We start from the raw sequence: 17,050 nt of genomic DNA on the forward strand, positions 1-17,050 counted from the left end.
ATGCGCATTTTGCGAAAATCTCTCATTATCATGACGGCGGCCGCACTGTTGCTGCCGATCTCGCTAAACTGTGCGCGGGCGCATGAAAGCCACGCGTCTTACGCCGCCGGAGAGCCTGGCGATCCGAAAAAACCTTCGCGCGACATTGTCATCGAGATGGGGGATCGCTTTTATCAGCCGATGAAAATCGAGGTGAAGCGCGGCGAACAGGTGAGATTCGTGCTGCGCAATGGCGGCCATGAAGATCACGAATTTCTGCTGGCCACGACCGAAGCCAATCTCAAGCATGCCGAGGCGATGCGGAAAAATCCCGGCATGGAACATGACGAGCCGAACGGCATTCAACTCGCGCCGCAAAAATCCGGTGAGATCGTCTGGAAATTCACCAAGGCGGGGACGTTTGAATTTTCATGCCTGATCGCCGGTCATCGCGAGGACGGCATGACCGGCACGGTCGTGGTGAAATGATCTACCTAGCAGCCAAAGGAAGAAACATGCGGAAATTCATTCTCGCTCTGTCCCTTATTATCGCGCTGTCCGGCGCTATGGTCCCGACGCAGGTCCATGCCCAGGCGCTGCCGGTGTCCGGAACCGTTACCAAGATCGACGAGGCCGCCGGAAAGATCACCCTCAAACATGGTCCGATCAAAAAGCTCGATATGGACGAAGGAATGACCATGGTCTTCAAGGCCGGAACGCCCGAGATGCTCAAGCAGGTGAAGGCCGGGGACAAGGTCAGGTTCGACGCCGACAAGGTTAACGGCCAGCTCACAGTTACCAGGATCGAGAAGGCGAAATAGCCGTTCGGCGGCAGCGGCCAAGCGTCTGGGTAACGCCTGAAACTGCTGACAAAGGCGTGACCCGCCGGTTTTCCGCCGCCTGCCACCGATCCGTCGCAGTTGATCCCTCAATCGGCCCTAAAGTTCCCGCAAGCAATGGCCGCGTGGGGAGTAGCGATGATCAAGAAGTTTCTGTCGAAATATATTCTGGAGGTGATCCCGTCGATCGTGGCGACGGTGGTCGGGGCGTACATCGTCACGCACTACATCAACTCCAAGCCGGAGGCTGACAAGCCCAAGGCGGGAATCTCCGCCCCCGCGGAAACCTCGAAGGATGCTGCACCACAAGCGCTGAAAGCTGACGAGGCCGGCGATAAGGCCTTCAAAGAGACCCCGAAAGCCGAGGCTGCCAGACTCAAGGCGGAAAAGCTCGCCGCCGAAAAGGCCGCCGCGGAGCGGGCCGCTGTCGATCGGGCGGAGAACGCGAAGAGGGCTGCCGAAAAACTTGCAGCCGAGAAAGCCGCTGCCGAAAAGGCCGCGGCCGAGAAGCTTGCCAGCGAGAAGGCTGCTTCCGACAAGCGGGACCGTGAACGGACCGTCGCGAAATCTGCGCCGGTTGCGTCGCCGTCTGCCGAGGCGAATGGTGGGTCTGAGCGCGATGCCAACGATCTGGCGCGGGCTGCGATCGAGCGGCTGCGCAAATCCTCCGATCCGCGTTCGTCCGAAACGCCGCGTGCGCCGGAAGCTGCCCGCGCCGAGGAGCCTGCGAAGCCGCAGCCCGAGCGCGCGAAAGTCAACAGCGTGGTCTATGCCCCAGCCGCGCCGCAGCCGTCCGTCCAGCCGCTGCCGCCCGCCGTCAACGTCGCACCGGCGCCGCCTGAAGTTGCGATCATCACGCCGCCCGCGCCATTCCCAAAGCCTGTGGACGAGGCGCGCGGGGATGATTCATCGCGGCTATCCCCGCCTGCGGACATTCCGTCGCGGCCGCTCGACCTTCGCGCACGTGAGAAGGATCGCTCCGTTGCTGAAGGCGTGGTCTCGGCGGCGCGATCGGTGTTTGAAGCCGTCTTGCCGGAACGCAACTAGGCCTTTTGTTTCCGGGTTTTCCGTTTCGCAACGCGCTTCGCCGTCGCCAGCCTTGTCTGCCCGGTTTGGGTGTCTCCGGCTTCTGCCGTCGTCCCGGCATCGACGATTTCCAGAAATTCCCTGACCGTGCTCACCGCGCCCGGGCTCGCCGCGACATAGCCGGGAAGCTGTGCGATCGCATCGTGAAAGGCATGGCCCTTCATGATGTCGAGCACACGCCGCATGGGCTCGGTATCGAGAAACGCTCTCCGGCAGACGAAGAAATAATCCTCCGTCAGCAGCCGCACGAAATCGAGCCCGAACTGTCTGGCCGCTGCTTCGACGCCGAATGCTGCGTCCGCCATGCCGCTGGCGACATAGGCCGCGACCGCTGCGTGGGTGAATTCCATCTGCTGCGCGCCGCTGATTTTCGCTTCATCGATTTTATGGAGCGCGAGCAGCTGGTCGAACAACGTCCGGGTGCCGGAATCGTGGTCGCGGTTGACGAAGCGGGCTTTGGTGGCGACGAGATCTTTCAGCGATCCGATGTTGAGCGGATTGCCCTTCTTCACCATCAGCCCCATTTCGCGGGTCACGAAACTGATAACGCGGTCTTCGCGCGGATCGAGCCAGTCGCGGCACGCCTTGATGGCCTGCACGCGCAGTTCACCGCGCGGGATGTGGACGCCGGAGAGATCGCAGGCGCCCTGCGCCAGCGACACCAGTGAATTCTGGTTGCTGACATAGCGCAGGTCGACGCCGATGCCGGGCTCGCGGTCGAGCAACTCGCGCAGCTTTGAAACCGCGAAGCCGTGGCTGGCGTGAACGCGGATCACCGACGGGCGCTGATGCAGGAACGGTTTGATTTCGGTCGCGAGTTCCTGCGCAAGGTTCTCAAGCTGCGGGCCGAGGCGCGCCTGCATGCGCTGCCCGGCCCACACCAGTTTCTCGCCGAACGCCGTCAGTCTGGTCCCTTTGCCGCGCTGGGTTTCCACCAGCAGAACGCCAAAGAAGTCTGACCATTGCTCGACGAGATTCCAGACGTGCCGGTAGGACAGGTGCGCATGTTCCGCGGCGCTGGTGAGTTTTCCGGTTTCGCGGATTCGGTTGAGGACTCCGAGCATGACCACTGCGGTCTGCGGGCTGCCTTCCTTGTGAAAGCGCCAGACCGGCTCGATCTCGATGTGCAGCATCGTGACCCTCTTATGAAATTGATTTCATATCATCGTGAGGCATTGGCACATCTTATCATATTTACTCTGGCATTTTGAATACACAAACTAGCGGAAACAATAGGAGTAATATGATGTCGATTGCATATGATAACTCCCTGGGGAGTCCGCACGCGCCGGGCGTCCTCCGCAAGCAGCTTTTGATCGACGGCCAGCATGTCGAGTCGGTATCGGGGCGGACCTTCAACACGCTCAATCCCGCGACCGGGCAGGTCATCGCGACCATTTCGGAAGGCAACGAAGCCGATGTGGAGCGCGCCGTCGCCGCCGCCCGCCGCGCATTCGAGGGCGTCTGGAGCGCCATGCGCCCTGCAGAGCGCGGCCACATCCTGTTCAGGTTCGCCGAACTGATCAAACAGCACGGCGATGAACTTGCCGAACTGGAAAGCCGCGATGCCGGCAAGCCGATCTCGGCGGTGTTGCGGCAGGATCTTCCCGCCGCCATCGACACGCTGACCTATTACGCCGGCTGGGCCGACAAGATTCACGGCGATACGGTGCCGACGCGCAGCGATGCGCTGACCTATACGGTGCGCGAGCCGGTCGGCGTGGTCGCTGTGATCGTGCCGTGGAATTTCCCGTTGATGATCGGCATGTGGAAGCTGGCACCGGCGCTGGCCTGCGGCTGCACCATCGTGATGAAACCTGCGGAGCTGACGTCATTGTCGGCACTCCGCCTTGGTGAACTTGCGCTCGAAGCCGGACTGCCGCCGGGCGTGCTCAACATCGTGCCCGGACCCGGCCGCGTGGTCGGCGACGCGCTGGTCAACCATCCCGGCGTGGACAAGGTGACGTTCACCGGATCGCCCGGCGTCGGCCGCGGCATTCTTCGCGGCGCGGCGGGTAACTTCAAGCGTGTGTCGCTCGAGCTCGGCGGCAAGTCGGCCAACGTGATCTATGACGATGCCAATCTCGATGCCGCGACCAAGGCCGCCGCCGCGGGCATCTTCTTCAATGCCGGGCAGGTGTGTTCGGCGGGTTCGCGCGTGCTGGCTCATGAGAAGGTCTATGACGAAGTGGTCGAGCGGCTGACGGCGCGCGCCGAGGCGCTGCGCATGGGCGACACTGCCGACAAGGCGACGGCGCTGGGTCCGGTGATTTCCGAACGGCAGATGAAGACGATACTCGACTACGTCGACATTGGTGAGAAGGAAGGTGCGACGCTGGTCACCGGCGGCCGGCATGTCGGCGACCGCGGCTACTACATCAGCCCCGCGGTGTTCGCGAACGTCAAACACGAGATGCGGATTTCGCAGGAGGAAATCTTCGGCCCCGTCGTCAGCGTCATCAAGTTCAAGGACGAGGCTGATGCGTTGCGGATCGCCAACGGCACCGCGTTCAGCCTCGCTGCAGGCGTGTGGAGCCGCGATATCGGACGGGTGCAGCGGTTCGCCAAGAAAGCGAAGGCGGGAACGGTCTGGATCAACACCTATGGTTATACGGACGTGCGGCTGCCGTGGGGTGGTGCGGGCGATTCGGGTTTCGGCCGAGAACACGGCACGGAAGCGCTGGCGAATTTCACCGAGCCGAAAGCGGTCTGGATGAATCTGAACGTCTGAGGATTGCTCTCTCCCCGTAAACGGGGAGAGGTGAAGAAACACACAGCTCAAACAAAAACGCGGGCCACAAGGCCCGCGTTTTTATATCCAAATACGATTGAAGCGCTCAGCGCGGTCCGCGCGGAGCACCTGCGCCGCCACGGCCGCCGCCAGCACCACGGTCCGCGCCGGGGCCAGCGCCGAACACCGGCTTCGGCTTCATCGGCAACAGGCCTTCGCGCTGCAGCTTCTTGCGCGCCAGCTTGCGTGCGCGACGAACGGCTTCCGCCTTTTCGCGGGCCTTCTTCTCGGAGGGCTTTTCGTAATGGCCGCGAAGCTTCATCTCGCGGAAAATGCCCTCGCGCTGCATCTTTTTCTTCAGCGCCTTGAGAGCCTGGTCGACATTGTTATCGCGGACGAGAACCTGCACGCGGCATCCTCTTTGTGTTTCAATCGAAAATTCAGGAGACGACGAAGGGCCGACAAAGGCCACGCCCTTCTCATCGAAGGCGCGGATGTACCAGATCAAACCGGGAATGTCCACCTGTGGACAGCCTTTTTCCGGGACGGCAAAGCCACTTTTCCGGGGCAAGTTCAGGGGGCGGGGCCGCGATTCGGGGAGTTCAGGAAGGCTTAAGACTCCGATTTCTAAAGTTCCCGCTGTTGAGGTGATTCAACACCGCATTCAGGGGAGACGTAACGTGAACGCGAAGAAATATGCTGCCGAGGCCATCGGCACGTTCTGGCTGACATTCGCAGGCTGCGGCAGTGCCGTCATTGCCGCCGCTTTTCCTCAGGTCGGTATCGGCCTGCTCGGTGTCTCGTTCGCGTTCGGTCTGAGCGTCGTCACCATGGCCTTCGCTATCGGCCATATTTCCGGCTGCCATCTCAATCCCGCCGTGACGGTCGGGCTTGCCGCGGGCGGCCGCTTTCCGGCGGGGCAGATCGTGCCCTATGTGATCGCCCAGGTGGTCGGCGCGATTGCCGCCGCGGCGCTGCTGTACGTGATCGCCAGCGGCAAGGCGGGTTTCGATCTCGCCGGCGGCTTTGCCTCCAACGGCTATGAAGATCATTCACCGGGCAAGTACAGCCTCGTTGCCTGCCTCCTCATGGAGGTGACGATGACGGCGGTATTCCTTTTCGTCATCATGGGTGCGACCCACGGCAAGGCGCCGGCTGGTTTCGCGCCGCTGGCGATCGGTCTTGCACTGGTGCTGATCCATCTTGTCAGCATCCCCGTCACCAACACGTCGGTGAACCCGGCGCGCAGCACCGGTCCGGCACTATTCGTCGGCGGCTGGGCATTGCAGCAGTTGTGGCTGTTCTGGCTCGCGCCGCTGGTCGGCGGTGTCATCGGCGGCGTGGTCTATCGCTGGCTGAGCGATGAGCCGGAGGGAATCGTGGCGGGGACCAAATAAACTCCAACACCGGACTCGGGGAAGGCTGTCGCGGAGTCGCCGCGGCAGCCTTTTGTTTTATTTTTGCGAAACTTTGACCTCGGTGACATGGCCCATCTTGCGGCCGGGCCGGGGAGCGCCCTTGCCGTAAAGATGCACGGTCGCGCCGGGCCTGGTCAGCCACTTGCCGTAATCGAGAATGTCGTCGCCGATCAGGTTGGTCATGGTGACATCGCCGTGGCGGACCGGATGGGCCAGCGGCCATCCGGCGATGGCGCGAATATGCTGCTCGAACTGCGACACCGACGCGCCATCCAGCGTCCAGTGTCCCGAGTTGTGAACGCGAGGCGCGATCTCGTTGACCAGCAGAGTGGGACCATCCTTGCCCGGCACCACGAACAGTTCCACCGCCAGCACGCCCACATAATCCAGCGCGGCGGCGATCTTCTCCGCAATGGTGCGGGCCTGTGCCGCGAGGTCATCGGAGATGCGCGCAGGCGCATGCGAGAATTTCAGGATGTGATCGCGATGCTCGTTTTCGGTGACGTCGTAGCAAACCACTTCGCCGCTGGTGCTGCGCGCGGCGATGACTGAAATCTCGCGTTCGAACGGCACGAACGCTTCGAGGATTGCCGAGCGCGTTTCGAGGTCGGCCCACACCGCTTCCGGGTCGTCGCCCTCGCGCACCACCACCTGTCCCTTGCCGTCGTAGCCGAAGCGCCGGGTCTTGAGCACAGCGGGCAGGCCGATCTGGCCAATGGCGGCTTTCAGGTCCTGTGCGGAGGAGACATCGGCGTAGCGCGCGGTGGCGATACCAAGCTTGGTGATGAAGTTCTTTTCCGCGAACCGGTCCTGTGTGGTTTCCAGGATCTTCGGGTCTGGCAGCACCGGACGGCGCGCGGCGAGGATCATCGCGGTGGAGGACGGGATATTCTCGAATTCGTAGGTGATGACGCCGACATCCGACGCGAACAGTTCCAGCGCCTCGACGTCGGCATATTCGGCGCAAGTCGCGTTCTGCACCACGTCGAAAGCCGGAGAATCCGGATCGGGTGAGAACACCTGCGCCTTGAGGCCGAGCCGTGCCGCGGCGAGCGCAAGCATTCGTCCCAACTGGCCGCCGCCGAGAATTCCGATGGTGTCGCCCGGTTTCAGCGTCACCCGACTTGAAGATGTCACTTAGGTTCGTCCTCTGGGCGCTCGCTTACCGCCTCGGTCTGTTGCTGGCGCCATGTGGCAAGCCGGGTTGCAAGACCGTCATCGTTGAGGGCCAGCACGCTCGCAGCGAGTAGGGCGGCATTGATAGCGCCTGCCTTCCCGATCGCCAAGGTGCCGACCGGAATTCCGGCGGGCATTTGCACAATGGAATACAGCGAATCCACGCCTGCCAGCGTCTTGGATTCCACCGGCACGCCGAACACCGGAAGTTCCGTCAGCGACGCCGCCATACCGGGCAGATGCGCGGCACCGCCAGCGCCAGCGATGATGACCTTGAAACCGGCGGCCTTGGCCCCCTTGGCGAAAGCATAGAGCCGCTCGGGGGTCCGGTGCGCAGAGACGATCCGCGCCTCATGCTGGATGCCGAGTGCGGTGAGGGTCTCTGCGGCGTGGCGCATGGTGGCCCAGTCGGACTGGCTTCCCATGATGATGGCGACGGGGGTTGTCATTCGGAATCTTTAAAAGGGGCCGAAAAAAGAGGGCGGATTATAGAGTTGCGCCCTTGCGTGGCAAGCCAGCGCGAATCCGTTATGCTTTCATGGTCAACGCGCGGGGCGGAAATTTGAAGAAACCGGGCAAGAAAGTGCCATCGCGGCGCCCTGCGGCAAAGCGTCTGCCCGCGGGCGCCGGGGCGTCGGGTCGCAAACAGGGCGCCAAGGCGTCCGTTAAACCCAAGGGCAAACCGATGGCGGCTCCGCTGAAGAAGGCGCGGCGGCAGATCTTGGCGCTGAAAGCGGAACTTGGCGCGGCGCAGGCCCGGATCGACGAACTTCAGGCCTGGGCTGACACCGACTTCCTGCTGAATATCTACAACCGCCGCGGCTTCGAGCGGGAACTCGACCGGTCGATCGCCTACATCCGGCGCTACAAGGCGACCGGCGCGCTGATCGTGCTCGACGTCGATCGCCTGAAGCCCATCAACGACACGTTCGGCCATGCGGCAGGCGATGTGGTGCTGAAAGGGGTGGTCGCGGTGCTGATGCGCCATGTCCGGTCGTCGGATGTGGTGGGGCGGCTCGGCGGCGACGAGTTCGGATTGCTGCTGTGGAATCTCACGGAGGCCGACGCCCTGGCGAAGGCGGCGGCGCTGGAAGAGGCAATCGACCGGCTGACCTTTGTGTTCAAGGGCCGTCCCGTGGTCGCGGGTGCATCGGCCGGCATCGCGCTGATCGGCGCAACCGACCAGGCTGCTGCGGCGATGGAAGCGGCGGATCGCGCCATGTATGCGCGCAAGGCGGTGCGCCGGGGACGCGTGCTGACCGCGCTTTGAGGCTCGACCGGCGCGGCGTCTTGCCGCAAGTCAGGCAATAATATCAGGTGTGATCTGGTCTTCGATGAACGCGATGCGGTCGCGCAATTGCAGCTTGCGTTTTTTCAGCCGCTGCAACCTCAGGAGGTCGGGCGCCGGCGACAGATGCAACGCCTCGATGGCGGCATCGAGGTCGCGATGCTCCTGCTGCAACCGCGCCAATTCCAGAGCGAATTCGTTGTTGTCCTGATCTACCATAACCGTCGATGACTAGATTGCGTCAGACTTCACTTAAGTCTTCCGTCTTCCCGGATGTGCCCTGCCAGTGGAGTGGATTTGACATTCGCACTCTCCCAGCCGGGAGTCCGCAAAGCGAATGTCAAATCCAGAACTCCACTGGAAACTTATATTTTCCAATGGTCCTTTGTTTCCAACATTCGCAAGAATGCCTGACGAAACGGGTGCGAATGTTGGAATCGGACCATTGGACGGTCATTGCAGAAAAACGTTACCACTTCCAGCAGACGGTATCGTGAGGCGGGTTCCGTCACAATTCGTTTCCATCGTTATAAAATTTACATAGGCGATTTCATTCGGCTGTCGACAGATGCCTCCGCTCATGTACACTTACTCGTCCAGATCCGATCTGAGGTCCACTCACAAAGGAGACTTCTTATGGCGATTCAGGCGCATCTCGTTGAACTGGAACGAAAACACGAAGTTCTGGAAAACGAATTGCACGATGCTCTCCAGCATCTTTCCACCGACGACCTCCAGATCATTGAGCTGAAGCGCCGCAAGCTGGTGCTCAAGGACCAGATCGAACGCATCAAGCTTGCTACGGTCCACTGACTCTCTCGGAAATCGACGCCTCCCGAAAATCCTTTCATCGGTTCGACACGATGTTCGTAACGGCTGTTTGGCCGTTGCGGGGTTGTGATCAGTCCTGCGCGGATGCGAGGCGAGCCACTTCGTCCGCGATGGCGAGGGATGAGGTCAGGCCGGGCGATTCAATCCCGAACAGGTTGATCAGACCTGCGAGGCCGTGGTCCTGTGTTCCCTGGATGACGAAATCCTGCTTGGCCACCGCAGGTGGAACGATCTTGGGCCGGATTCCGGAATAGCTCGGTGTCAGCGCGCCGTCCGGCAACCCCGGCCAATAGCGGCGGATTGCGGGATAGAACCGCTCGGCCCGCGCCGGGTCCACCGCGTAATCAATCTTCTCGATCCACTCCACGTCGGGTCCGAATTTCGCCTGTCCGCCGAGATCGATGGTCAGGTGCACGCCGAGGCCGCCTGGCTCCGGCGTGGGATAGATCAGCCGGGAAAACGGCGCGCGCGTGCTGCAACTGAAGTAGTTGCCTTTGGCGTAATAGATGTTTGGGACGCGATCGGCGGGCATGGCGTCGATCGTGCGGGCAATCGCCGGGGCCGAGAGCCCGGCCGAGTTGATCAGCAGCCGGCATTGCAGCGTCATCGGGCTGTCGCCGCCGATCTCCACCTCGAAGCCGCCTGCGACGGCTTTGGCGCTCCGCAGCGGTGCATGAAATGCAAGCGCGCCGCCCGCGTCCTCGATTTCGCCGCGCAGCGCCAGCATGTAGGCATGACTGTCGAGGATGCCGGTGGACGGCGACAGCAATGCGCCGGTGCAGTTCAGCGCGGGCTCCAGCGCGCGTGCTTCATCGGCGGACAGCATCCGAAGATCATCGACGCCGTTGGCCTCGGCATGCGACCGGATCGACGCCAGCTTCTCGTCCTCGTTGTTCGCCGTCGCCACGATCAGCTTGCCGCAACGCCGGTACGGCACGCCATGGTCGTCGCAATAGCTGTAGAGCATCTGCTTTCCGGTGACGCACATCCGCGCCATCAGGCTTCCGGACGGATAGTAAATTCCGGCGTGGATCACCTCGCTGTTGCGCGACGATGTTCCGGTGCCGATGTCTCCGGCGGATTCGACGACCACAACCTCGAGACCGGATCGCGCCAGATGTCGCGCAACGGCAAGACCAACGACGCCTGCGCCGACGACGACACACTCAATCCTGTCCATTGATGCCCCGTTTTGCTGGATAGGTTCTTTGCATGCTCATTTTATGCACAGCATGGTGCGATGCGAGGCGTTCGGCATTAGGGGATGGTTAAGCATAGACGGCCAATTGCCCGCATTTAAGTCACATTCTGTTCGCTGGGAAGATCGCGTTTACCCGATTCAAAGGGGTGCAACCAGAGAGTGTTCGCGAAGAATTCGCGGATCGGTAATGACGGGCTGGCAGAAGCAAGCGCACACAACCACAGTGAGCCTGGGAAGGATCGCTGGGAGCTTCTGCGTCTCGGCGATGGCATGCGGAAGCGCAAGCGCGCAGATTATCGCCAATCCCGATGGCACCTTTTCGGCCCTGTCAAGCGACAGCGCGCATACGGCCCTGATGTGGCAGGTGGCGATTGGCGGGTTTGTGGTCATCGCGTTCCTCGCGGCGATGGTCCTGTGGATTTCGACGGCCTTGCGGCGCGCGCGCCATGCCAATATCCGGCGCGCCGCCTTTGTCTCCAGCGCCCTCAACAATCTGGCCAACGGGATCGTGATGGTCGATGCGCGCAAGCGCATGGTGTTTTGCAACGACCGTTATCTGGAGATGTATGGGCTGGACCGTTTCGACCTGTTCCCCGGAATGACGGGACGCGACCTTCTGGAGTTGCGCAAGCAGCGCGGCACGATCTCCGGAGAGATCGATGACTATTTTTGCAATGTCCAGCATCCGGACGGCTACGTCTGCGAACTCAAGGATGGCCGCTCGATCCTCATCAAGCATCGCAAGCTCGCCAACGGCGGGATTGTGTCAACCCACGAGGATTGCACCGAGCAGCGTTCGCTGTCCAAGGAATTGGCCAAGAACAAGAACTTCCTGGAATCGGTGATCGACAACATTCCGGTCTGCGTTGCCGCCAAGAGCATCGAAGACGGCAAGTACATTCTGGCCAATCGTGCATTCGAACAGTTTGCCGGGATCAGCCGCGATCAGATCATCGGTAAAACGGCTCACAGCGTCTATTCGCCCGAAGCAGCCCAAGCCGTCGTGGATATGGATCGGGACGCGGTCGTTTCGCCGACGGGTCAGACGCGCACCGAACTGCTCATCGATCACCGTGGCGGCAAACGCCTTGTGGCATGCAACCGCGTCATCGCGCGCAATGAAAAGAACGAGCCTGAATTCCTGGTCGCGCTATTCGAGGATGTGACCGATCGCAGGTCGCTGTCGCGCGAAATCCAGAGCGCCAAGAAATTCCTGGAACTGGTGGTCGACAACATTCCCGTCGCGCTGGTGGTCAAGCGGCTGAGCGACGGTCAGTATGTGCTTGCCAACCGCACTGCCGAGGTGACGCTGGGTCGCCGCCGCGAAGAGGTGGTCGGCAGCACACTTGAGGACATTTACAACCCGGCCGATGTGAAATTCATCCTCAAGCGGGATGAAGATGCCGTCCGCAAGCAGGGCGTCGTTACCGAAGAGCACCCGATCCAGACTCCCAACGGATTGCGCCTGTTCCTGACGCGGCGCGTGACCGTTCTCGACGAGAACGGCGAGCCGCAATATCTCATCAAGACCAATGAAGACGTCACGGATCGCCGCGAGACGGAATCGCGCATGGCCCATATGGCCTATCACGATTCACTTACCGATCTGCCGAACCGCGCGGCCTTCCTGAAGGCCCTGTCGCAGATGATCGAGGCCTGCAAGGACACCACCGAGGAATTCGCGGTGCTGTCGATCGATCTCGACCGCCTCAAGGAAATCAACGACGTATTCGGCCACGAGGTCGGCGACAAGCTCCTGATCGAGGTGTCGCGCCGTCTGGAGACGGCCGTGCAGGGCGGTGTTGTTGCGCGCCTGAGCGGCGACGAATTCGGACTGATCATCGACGGCGTGCAGCCCGATGCGGCGCTGGAGCTTGCGAACCGCCTGATTGAAACCATGCGCGACGAAATCGTGATCGAAGGCCGCTCGCTCCGCATGGGGCTGACGACCGGCATCTCGATCTTCCCGCGCAATGGCGGCACCGCCGCGGAATTGCTCGCCAATGCCGACGCGGCGCTGTTCCGGGCCAAGGCGAAATCGCGCGGCTCCGTCAGCTTCTTTGCGGCTGAAATGGACCAGCAGGTTCGCGACCGCCGTGCGCTGCATCAGGATCTCTCGACCGCGATCAGGAACGGCGAATTGTCTTTGCACTATCAGCCGCAGGCACGGGCGCGGCACAAGATCAACGCCGACCACGTGCTTGGTTTCGAGGCACTGGCGCGCTGGGTCCATCCGGTGCGCGGCTTCGTTCCGCCGAGCGATTTCATCCCGCTGGCGGAAGAAAGCGGCCTGATTGTCGAAATGGGCGAATGGATTCTGCGCGAGGCCTGCCGCGAGGCGGCGTCGTGGCCGAAGGATTTGCAGATTTCCGTCAACCTGTCGCCCGCCCAGTTCATGCACGGCGATCTTGTTGGTCTTGTTCACTCCATCCTGATCGAAACGGGACTGGCACCGGGCCGGCTGGAGCTCGAAATCACCGAGGGCGTACTGATCGAGGACTTTGACCGCGGATTGTCGCTGCTGCGGCGGCTGAAAGCGCTTGGCGTGCGGATCGCGATGGACGATTTCGGCAGCGGATACTCCTCGCTGACCTATCTGCAATCGTTCCCGTTCGACAAGATCAAGATCGACCGCGCTTTCGTGATGAATCTCGGCCGTAACACCCAGTCCGCCGCGATCATTCGCGCCATGATCGGGCTCGGCCACGGCCTCAACATTTCCATCGTCGCCGAAGGCGTCGAAACCCAGGAACAGCTCAGCTTCCTGGCGGACGAGGCCTGCGATCAGGTGCAGGGCTATTTCCTGGGCAAGCCCGCGCCGATCGACCACTACGCCGACTGGATCGGCCGCGACAAGCGCGTCGCAAGCATTCCGCGCAAGGTTGTCTCGACCCGCGCATAGTCCGGAATCCGCAGGAAAAATTCGCAACACTTGACTCGCGATGGTGGTCGTCGGAGATCATCGCGGCATGGCTGATGTCGACATCGCGATCATCGGGGGCGGCCTCAACGGTGTGAGCATCGCGCGTGATGCCGCCGGTCGCGGCCTGAAGGTCGCGTTGTTCGAGCAGAATGACCTCGGCGGCGGTGCCGCGGCGGCATCGCCCCATCTGATGCACGGCAATTTCATCGATCTCGAACGCGGTCATGCGCTGCGGGTCCGCCGTGCCCTCGTTGAGCGGGACATCGCGCTGCGCACCGCGCCGCATCTGGTGCGCCCGGCGCGTTTCGTGCTGCCCGTTCATGCCGACGAGCGGCCGCCGGCGATGCTGCGTGCGGGCCTCTATGCCTACGACCGCCTTGCACCGCGAGGCAGCCTTCTCCATTCCGAGGCGCTCGACCTCACGATCCACGCAGCCGGTCATCCGCTCAAGCGCTCGCTCGGGCTGGCGCTGGCCTGGTCAGATTGCACTGTGGATGAATCGCGGCTGGTCGTTCTCACTGCGATGGATGCCGCCGCGCATGGCGCTGCCATCCGGACCGGGGCGCGTTGTGCGTGGGCGGATCGCTCCGGAGAATGGCGGCTGACCATCGTCAACCGCGGAGAGCGCGAGACCGTCAGGGCGCGCGCGCTGGTGAACGCAAGCGGCGCGTGGACAAGCGCGGTGGCCGAAACCGTCTTGCATTTGCCTGCCGTTCAAGCGAGCCTCGGGAAAATCAGCCAGATCGTCGTCAAGCGCCTGTTCGATCGTGACGATGTCTACGTGCTTCAGAACGACGACCGCCGGATGATCTACGCCATTCCTTATCATCGCGATTTTACCTTGATCGGCGCGTCCGAGCGCGGCTTCGCCGGCGATCCGGCCGTGATGTCGGCAGGGGCGGATGACGTCGCTTATCTTTGCGCGGCCGCCAGCCGCTATTTTCGCGAGCGGATCGAGCCGGCCGATGTGGTTCATGCCGTGGCCGGCGGTTATCTGGCTTCGGGCCAGGACGGACTCATGAAGCTCGACCGCAAGCCGGGCACCGCGCCGTTGCTGACGATCATCGGGGGCGTCACGACCAGCGCCCGGCGGCGCGCCGAAATCGCGCTGGCGCGGCTCGGCTCGTTCTTCAAGGCGTCGCCGAAGTCGATGTCAGCGTGGACCGCTGATGCGCCGCTGCCGGGAGGCGATTTTTCCTTCGATGCGCTGGACAATCAGGTCGAAGATGCGCGCAATCGCTGGGCTTTTCTGACCGAGCCCCACGCGCGAAGGCTGGTGGAGGCCTATGGCACGCGCATCGATCGCGTGCTGGGTGCGGCAAAAAGCATGGATGACCTCGGGCAACGGTTCGGCGATGACCTCACCGCTTCGGAGGTGCGCTATCTGATGAAAGAAGAATTCGCCCGCTTCGCCGACGACATTCTGTGGCGGCGGTCCAAGCTCGGCCTGACGATGCCGCGGCCGGATCGTGACGCACTCCAAGCGTTCATGGCGACGGCATGACGGCGGGTCCGGCTCCCTTGCTGCGGATCGCATCGGTGGTGAAGCGCTTCGGCGGCTTCACTGCGGTCGACGACCTGTCGCTCGACATCGCCGCCGGCGAATTTTTCGCGCTGCTTGGCCCGAGCGGCTGCGGCAAGACCACGCTGTTGCGCATGCTGGCCGGATTCGAGACGCCCGATGCCGGCGCGATCCATCTCAATGGCGCCGACATCGCGCATGTGCTGCCCCACGAGCGGCCCGTGAACATGATGTTCCAGAATTACGCGCTGTTTCCGCATCTGAGCGTCGAGGGCAATATCGCGTTCGGTCTCAAACGCGCTGGCCTGCCGAAAGACCAGATCGCTTCGCGCGTCGCCGAGATGATCGCGCTGGTGCGTCTCGACGGATTACAGGCACGTCGTCCGGATCAACTGTCCGGCGGCCAGCGCCAGCGCGTGGCGCTGGCGCGCTCGCTGGCGCGGCGCCCAAAGGTGCTGCTGCTCGACGAGCCGTTGGCTGCGCTGGACAAGAAACTGCGCGAAAGCACGCAGGCCGAACTGATGGAGGTGCAGCGCCGCCTCGGCATGACATTTGTCATCGTCACCCACGATCAGGAAGAGGCAATGACGGTCGCGGACCGTATCGGCGTGATGGACAAGGGCCGCCTGGTGCAGGTCGCGCCGCCGCGCGAATTGTACGAAGCACCGAACTCGCGCTGGATCGCGGGTTTCGTCGGCGACATCAATCTGATCGAGGGGCAGGTGGCGGCGCGCCAGTCCGGCCATTTCAGCATTGTAACGCAGGATGCGGGAACCATTATCGCGGCGCATGTGCCTTCGTCCGCGACGAGCAGCGTCTGCGTCGCAATCCGTCCGGAAAAAATCCGGCTGTCGCTTCCGGCGCAGGATGCAGCCGCCGCCGTCAATACATTCACGGGCGTTCTGGCCTCCGCCGGATTTCTCGGCGGCGTGTCGGTCTACAGCGTGAAGCTCGATCGCGGCGCGGTGCTGCGTGTCGCGCTGGCCAACGCCACGCGTACGGCAGCGGATGGCCTTGCAGTCGGGCAGCGCGTTAGTCTGTCAGTCGCGCCCGACGATGTCGTGGTGCTGGACCGATGAGCGGACGCCGCATCTTCACCCGGCCGGCGCGGCTCGCGGCGATTGCGCCCTATCTCTGGATGGCGCTGTTCTTCCTGGTGCCGTTCGGCTTCGTGCTCAAGATCGCGCTGTCGCAGACCGCCATCGCGCAGCCACCCTATGTGCCGGTGTTCGATCTTTCGGCCGGGTGGGGCGCGCTCAAGGCGGCGCTGTCCGCGCTGTCGTTTGACAACTTCAAGCTGCTGGCATCGGACGACCTCTATATCTTCTCATATATCCGAAGTCTCGTTGTGGCGATTACATCGACGGCCATCCTGCTGCTGATCGGCTATCCGGTGGCTTACGGCATGTCGCGCCTGCCGCAGCGCTGGCAGCCGGTGGCGATGATGCTGGTCATCGTGCCGTTCTGGACCTCGTTTCTCATTCGCATTTATGCCTGGATCAACGTGCTTCAGCACGACGGCCTGCTCAACAAGGTGCTGATCGCGCTCGGTATCGTCGACAGGCCGCTGGTGTGGCTGGCGACCGATTCCGCGATGTATCTTGGCATGGTCTATTCCTATTTCCCGTTCATGATCCTGCCGCTTTACGCAACCTTGTCGAAGATGGATGAGGTTCTGCTGGAGGCCGCCGCCGATCTCGGCTGCTCACGCGTCAAGGCGTTCTGGCTGGTGACGCTGCCGCTGTCGCTGCCGGGCATCGGCGCGGGCGTGCTGCTGTGCTTCATTCCCATCCTCGGCGAATTCGTGATCCCCGATTTGCTCGCGGGTTCCGACCGCATGATGATCGGCCAGACGCTGTGGCTGGAGTTCTTCACCAACAAGGATTGGCCGGTGGCGTCCGCCATCGCGGTCGTCTTGCTTGTGTTGCTGCTGGTGCCGTTACTCGTCTACGAGAAGCTGCAGCGCCGCCATCTGGAGTGGCATTGATGATCATTGTTGTTGCTGCCAGGCGCACGGTGCGCTCCCTCCCCCCTTGCGGGGGAGGGTTGGGAAGGG

General features: G+C 62.4%; 17 protein-coding genes. 11 read left to right on the forward strand and 6 right to left on the reverse strand.

The annotated features are described in order from the left end of the window. The 3 genes from LVY71_RS04890 (at position 1) to LVY71_RS04900 (ending at position 1,865) form a co-directional block, all read left to right on the forward strand. Complete coding sequence (locus LVY71_RS04890; RefSeq protein ID WP_235098632.1) at positions 1-468, forward strand: cupredoxin domain-containing protein; 468 nt, start codon at positions 1-3, stop codon at positions 466-468. 26 nt (positions 469-494) lie between these two features. Further along, on the forward strand, positions 495-800 hold the full coding sequence (locus tag LVY71_RS04895) for a copper-binding protein (protein ID WP_235098634.1): 306 nt from the start codon (positions 495-497) through the stop codon (positions 798-800). Positions 801-956: 156 nt separating this feature from the next. After that, entirely contained in the window at positions 957-1,865 is a 909-nt protein-coding gene (locus LVY71_RS04900; protein ID WP_235098637.1) for a cell envelope biogenesis protein TolA, read from the forward strand. On the opposite strand, the gene LVY71_RS04905 is transcribed toward LVY71_RS04900, so the two are convergent. Continuing rightward, the gene (locus LVY71_RS04905) at positions 1,862-3,037 is read right to left on the reverse strand and encodes a substrate-binding domain-containing protein (protein ID WP_235098639.1); all 1,176 of its coding nucleotides are present in this window, start codon (positions 3,035-3,037) and stop codon (positions 1,862-1,864) included. The two genes, LVY71_RS04900 and LVY71_RS04905, sit on opposite strands and share 4 nt — an antisense overlap. 113 nt (positions 3,038-3,150) lie before the next feature. Between LVY71_RS04905 and LVY71_RS04910 the strand changes: the two genes are divergently transcribed. After that, a complete protein-coding gene (locus LVY71_RS04910) occupies positions 3,151-4,635 on the forward strand; it encodes an aldehyde dehydrogenase family protein (RefSeq protein WP_235098641.1) in 1,485 nt (494 codons plus the stop codon). Positions 4,636-4,741: 106 nt separating this feature from the next. Here the strand turns inward: LVY71_RS04910 and rpsU are convergent, their stop codons facing one another. Continuing rightward, positions 4,742-5,044: a 30S ribosomal protein S21 gene (gene rpsU, locus LVY71_RS04915; RefSeq protein WP_235098643.1), complete on the reverse strand. Its 303-nt coding sequence runs from the start codon at positions 5,042-5,044 to the stop codon at positions 4,742-4,744. A gap of 271 nt (positions 5,045-5,315) precedes the next feature. Between rpsU and aqpZ the strand changes: the two genes are divergently transcribed. Then, entirely contained in the window at positions 5,316-6,032 is a 717-nt protein-coding gene (gene aqpZ / locus LVY71_RS04920) for an aquaporin Z (RefSeq protein WP_235098645.1), read from the forward strand. Between the two features lie 57 nt (positions 6,033-6,089). Here the strand turns inward: aqpZ and LVY71_RS04925 are convergent, their stop codons facing one another. Both LVY71_RS04925 and purE read right to left on the reverse strand, forming a co-directional pair. Continuing rightward, positions 6,090-7,190 carry a 5-(carboxyamino)imidazole ribonucleotide synthase gene (locus LVY71_RS04925; protein ID WP_235098647.1) on the reverse strand — a complete coding sequence of 367 codons (1,101 nt, stop codon included), beginning with the start codon at positions 7,188-7,190 and terminating at the stop codon, positions 6,090-6,092. Next, positions 7,187-7,678 carry a 5-(carboxyamino)imidazole ribonucleotide mutase gene (gene purE, locus LVY71_RS04930; RefSeq protein WP_235098649.1) on the reverse strand — a complete coding sequence of 164 codons (492 nt, stop codon included), beginning with the start codon at positions 7,676-7,678 and terminating at the stop codon, positions 7,187-7,189. The genes LVY71_RS04925 and purE overlap by 4 nt, the downstream gene beginning before the upstream one ends. 89 nt (positions 7,679-7,767) lie before the next feature. On the opposite strand from purE, the gene LVY71_RS04935 reads away from it, so the two are divergent. After that, entirely contained in the window at positions 7,768-8,499 is a 732-nt protein-coding gene (locus LVY71_RS04935) for a GGDEF domain-containing protein (protein ID WP_235100015.1), read from the forward strand. Positions 8,500-8,529: 30 nt separating this feature from the next. Here the strand turns inward: LVY71_RS04935 and LVY71_RS04940 are convergent, their stop codons facing one another. Beyond that, on the reverse strand, positions 8,530-8,736 hold the full coding sequence (locus LVY71_RS04940; RefSeq protein WP_235098651.1) for a YdcH family protein: 207 nt from the start codon (positions 8,734-8,736) through the stop codon (positions 8,530-8,532). Between the two features lie 417 nt (positions 8,737-9,153). On the opposite strand from LVY71_RS04940, the gene LVY71_RS04945 reads away from it, so the two are divergent. After that, on the forward strand, positions 9,154-9,330 hold the full coding sequence (locus LVY71_RS04945; RefSeq protein WP_006022144.1) for a YdcH family protein: 177 nt from the start codon (positions 9,154-9,156) through the stop codon (positions 9,328-9,330). 88 nt (positions 9,331-9,418) lie between these two features. Here the strand turns inward: LVY71_RS04945 and LVY71_RS04950 are convergent, their stop codons facing one another. Next, on the reverse strand, positions 9,419-10,528 hold the full coding sequence (locus LVY71_RS04950) for an NAD(P)/FAD-dependent oxidoreductase (RefSeq protein ID WP_235098653.1): 1,110 nt from the start codon (positions 10,526-10,528) through the stop codon (positions 9,419-9,421). Between the two features lie 208 nt (positions 10,529-10,736). Between LVY71_RS04950 and LVY71_RS04955 the strand changes: the two genes are divergently transcribed. The 4 genes from LVY71_RS04955 to LVY71_RS04970 all read left to right on the forward strand — a co-directional run bounded on the left by LVY71_RS04955 (position 10,737) and on the right by LVY71_RS04970 (position 16,981). Continuing rightward, a complete protein-coding gene (locus LVY71_RS04955; protein ID WP_235098655.1) occupies positions 10,737-13,451 on the forward strand; it encodes a sensor domain-containing protein in 2,715 nt (904 codons plus the stop codon). Positions 13,452-13,518: 67 nt separating this feature from the next. After that, the gene (locus LVY71_RS04960) at positions 13,519-14,976 is read left to right on the forward strand and encodes a glycerol-3-phosphate dehydrogenase (RefSeq protein ID WP_235098657.1); all 1,458 of its coding nucleotides are present in this window, start codon (positions 13,519-13,521) and stop codon (positions 14,974-14,976) included. After that, positions 14,973-16,073, forward strand: a complete 1,101-nt coding sequence (locus tag LVY71_RS04965) for an ABC transporter ATP-binding protein (protein ID WP_235098658.1) — start codon at positions 14,973-14,975, stop codon at positions 16,071-16,073. Before LVY71_RS04960 ends, LVY71_RS04965 begins: the two co-directional genes overlap by 4 nt. Next, positions 16,070-16,981 carry an ABC transporter permease gene (locus LVY71_RS04970; RefSeq protein ID WP_235098659.1) on the forward strand — a complete coding sequence of 304 codons (912 nt, stop codon included), beginning with the start codon at positions 16,070-16,072 and terminating at the stop codon, positions 16,979-16,981. The genes LVY71_RS04965 and LVY71_RS04970 overlap by 4 nt, the downstream gene beginning before the upstream one ends. Positions 16,982-17,050 lie beyond the last annotated feature (69 nt).

The sequence above is a fragment of the Bradyrhizobium sp. G127 genome, from assembly GCF_021502575.1.
Classification (GTDB): domain Bacteria; phylum Pseudomonadota; class Alphaproteobacteria; order Rhizobiales; family Xanthobacteraceae; genus Afipia.

What these genes read in the sequence shown, in the direction of transcription:
- LVY71_RS04905 (WP_235098639.1), bottom strand. Translation starts at nt 3,037, where the DNA reads ATGCTGCACATCGAGATCGAGCCGGTCTGGCGCTTTCACAAGGAAGGC.
- LVY71_RS04945 (WP_006022144.1), top strand. Translation starts at nt 9,154, where the DNA reads ATGGCGATTCAGGCGCATCTCGTTGAACTGGAACGAAAACACGAAGTT.
- LVY71_RS04910 (WP_235098641.1), top strand. Translation starts at nt 3,151, where the DNA reads ATGTCGATTGCATATGATAACTCCCTGGGGAGTCCGCACGCGCCGGGC.
- LVY71_RS04935 (WP_235100015.1), top strand. Translation starts at nt 7,768, where the DNA reads ATGGTCAACGCGCGGGGCGGAAATTTGAAGAAACCGGGCAAGAAAGTG.
- purE (WP_235098649.1), bottom strand. Translation starts at nt 7,678, where the DNA reads ATGACAACCCCCGTCGCCATCATCATGGGAAGCCAGTCCGACTGGGCC.
- LVY71_RS04960 (WP_235098657.1), top strand. Translation starts at nt 13,519, where the DNA reads ATGGCTGATGTCGACATCGCGATCATCGGGGGCGGCCTCAACGGTGTG.
- LVY71_RS04955 (WP_235098655.1), top strand. Translation starts at nt 10,737, where the DNA reads ATGACGGGCTGGCAGAAGCAAGCGCACACAACCACAGTGAGCCTGGGA.
- LVY71_RS04890 (WP_235098632.1), top strand. Translation starts at nt 1, where the DNA reads ATGCGCATTTTGCGAAAATCTCTCATTATCATGACGGCGGCCGCACTG.
- LVY71_RS04895 (WP_235098634.1), top strand. Translation starts at nt 495, where the DNA reads ATGCGGAAATTCATTCTCGCTCTGTCCCTTATTATCGCGCTGTCCGGC.
- LVY71_RS04900 (WP_235098637.1), top strand. Translation starts at nt 957, where the DNA reads ATGATCAAGAAGTTTCTGTCGAAATATATTCTGGAGGTGATCCCGTCG.
- LVY71_RS04940 (WP_235098651.1), bottom strand. Translation starts at nt 8,736, where the DNA reads ATGGTAGATCAGGACAACAACGAATTCGCTCTGGAATTGGCGCGGTTG.
- LVY71_RS04970 (WP_235098659.1), top strand. Translation starts at nt 16,070, where the DNA reads ATGAGCGGACGCCGCATCTTCACCCGGCCGGCGCGGCTCGCGGCGATT.
- LVY71_RS04950 (WP_235098653.1), bottom strand. Translation starts at nt 10,528, where the DNA reads ATGGACAGGATTGAGTGTGTCGTCGTCGGCGCAGGCGTCGTTGGTCTT.
- LVY71_RS04965 (WP_235098658.1), top strand. Translation starts at nt 14,973, where the DNA reads ATGACGGCGGGTCCGGCTCCCTTGCTGCGGATCGCATCGGTGGTGAAG.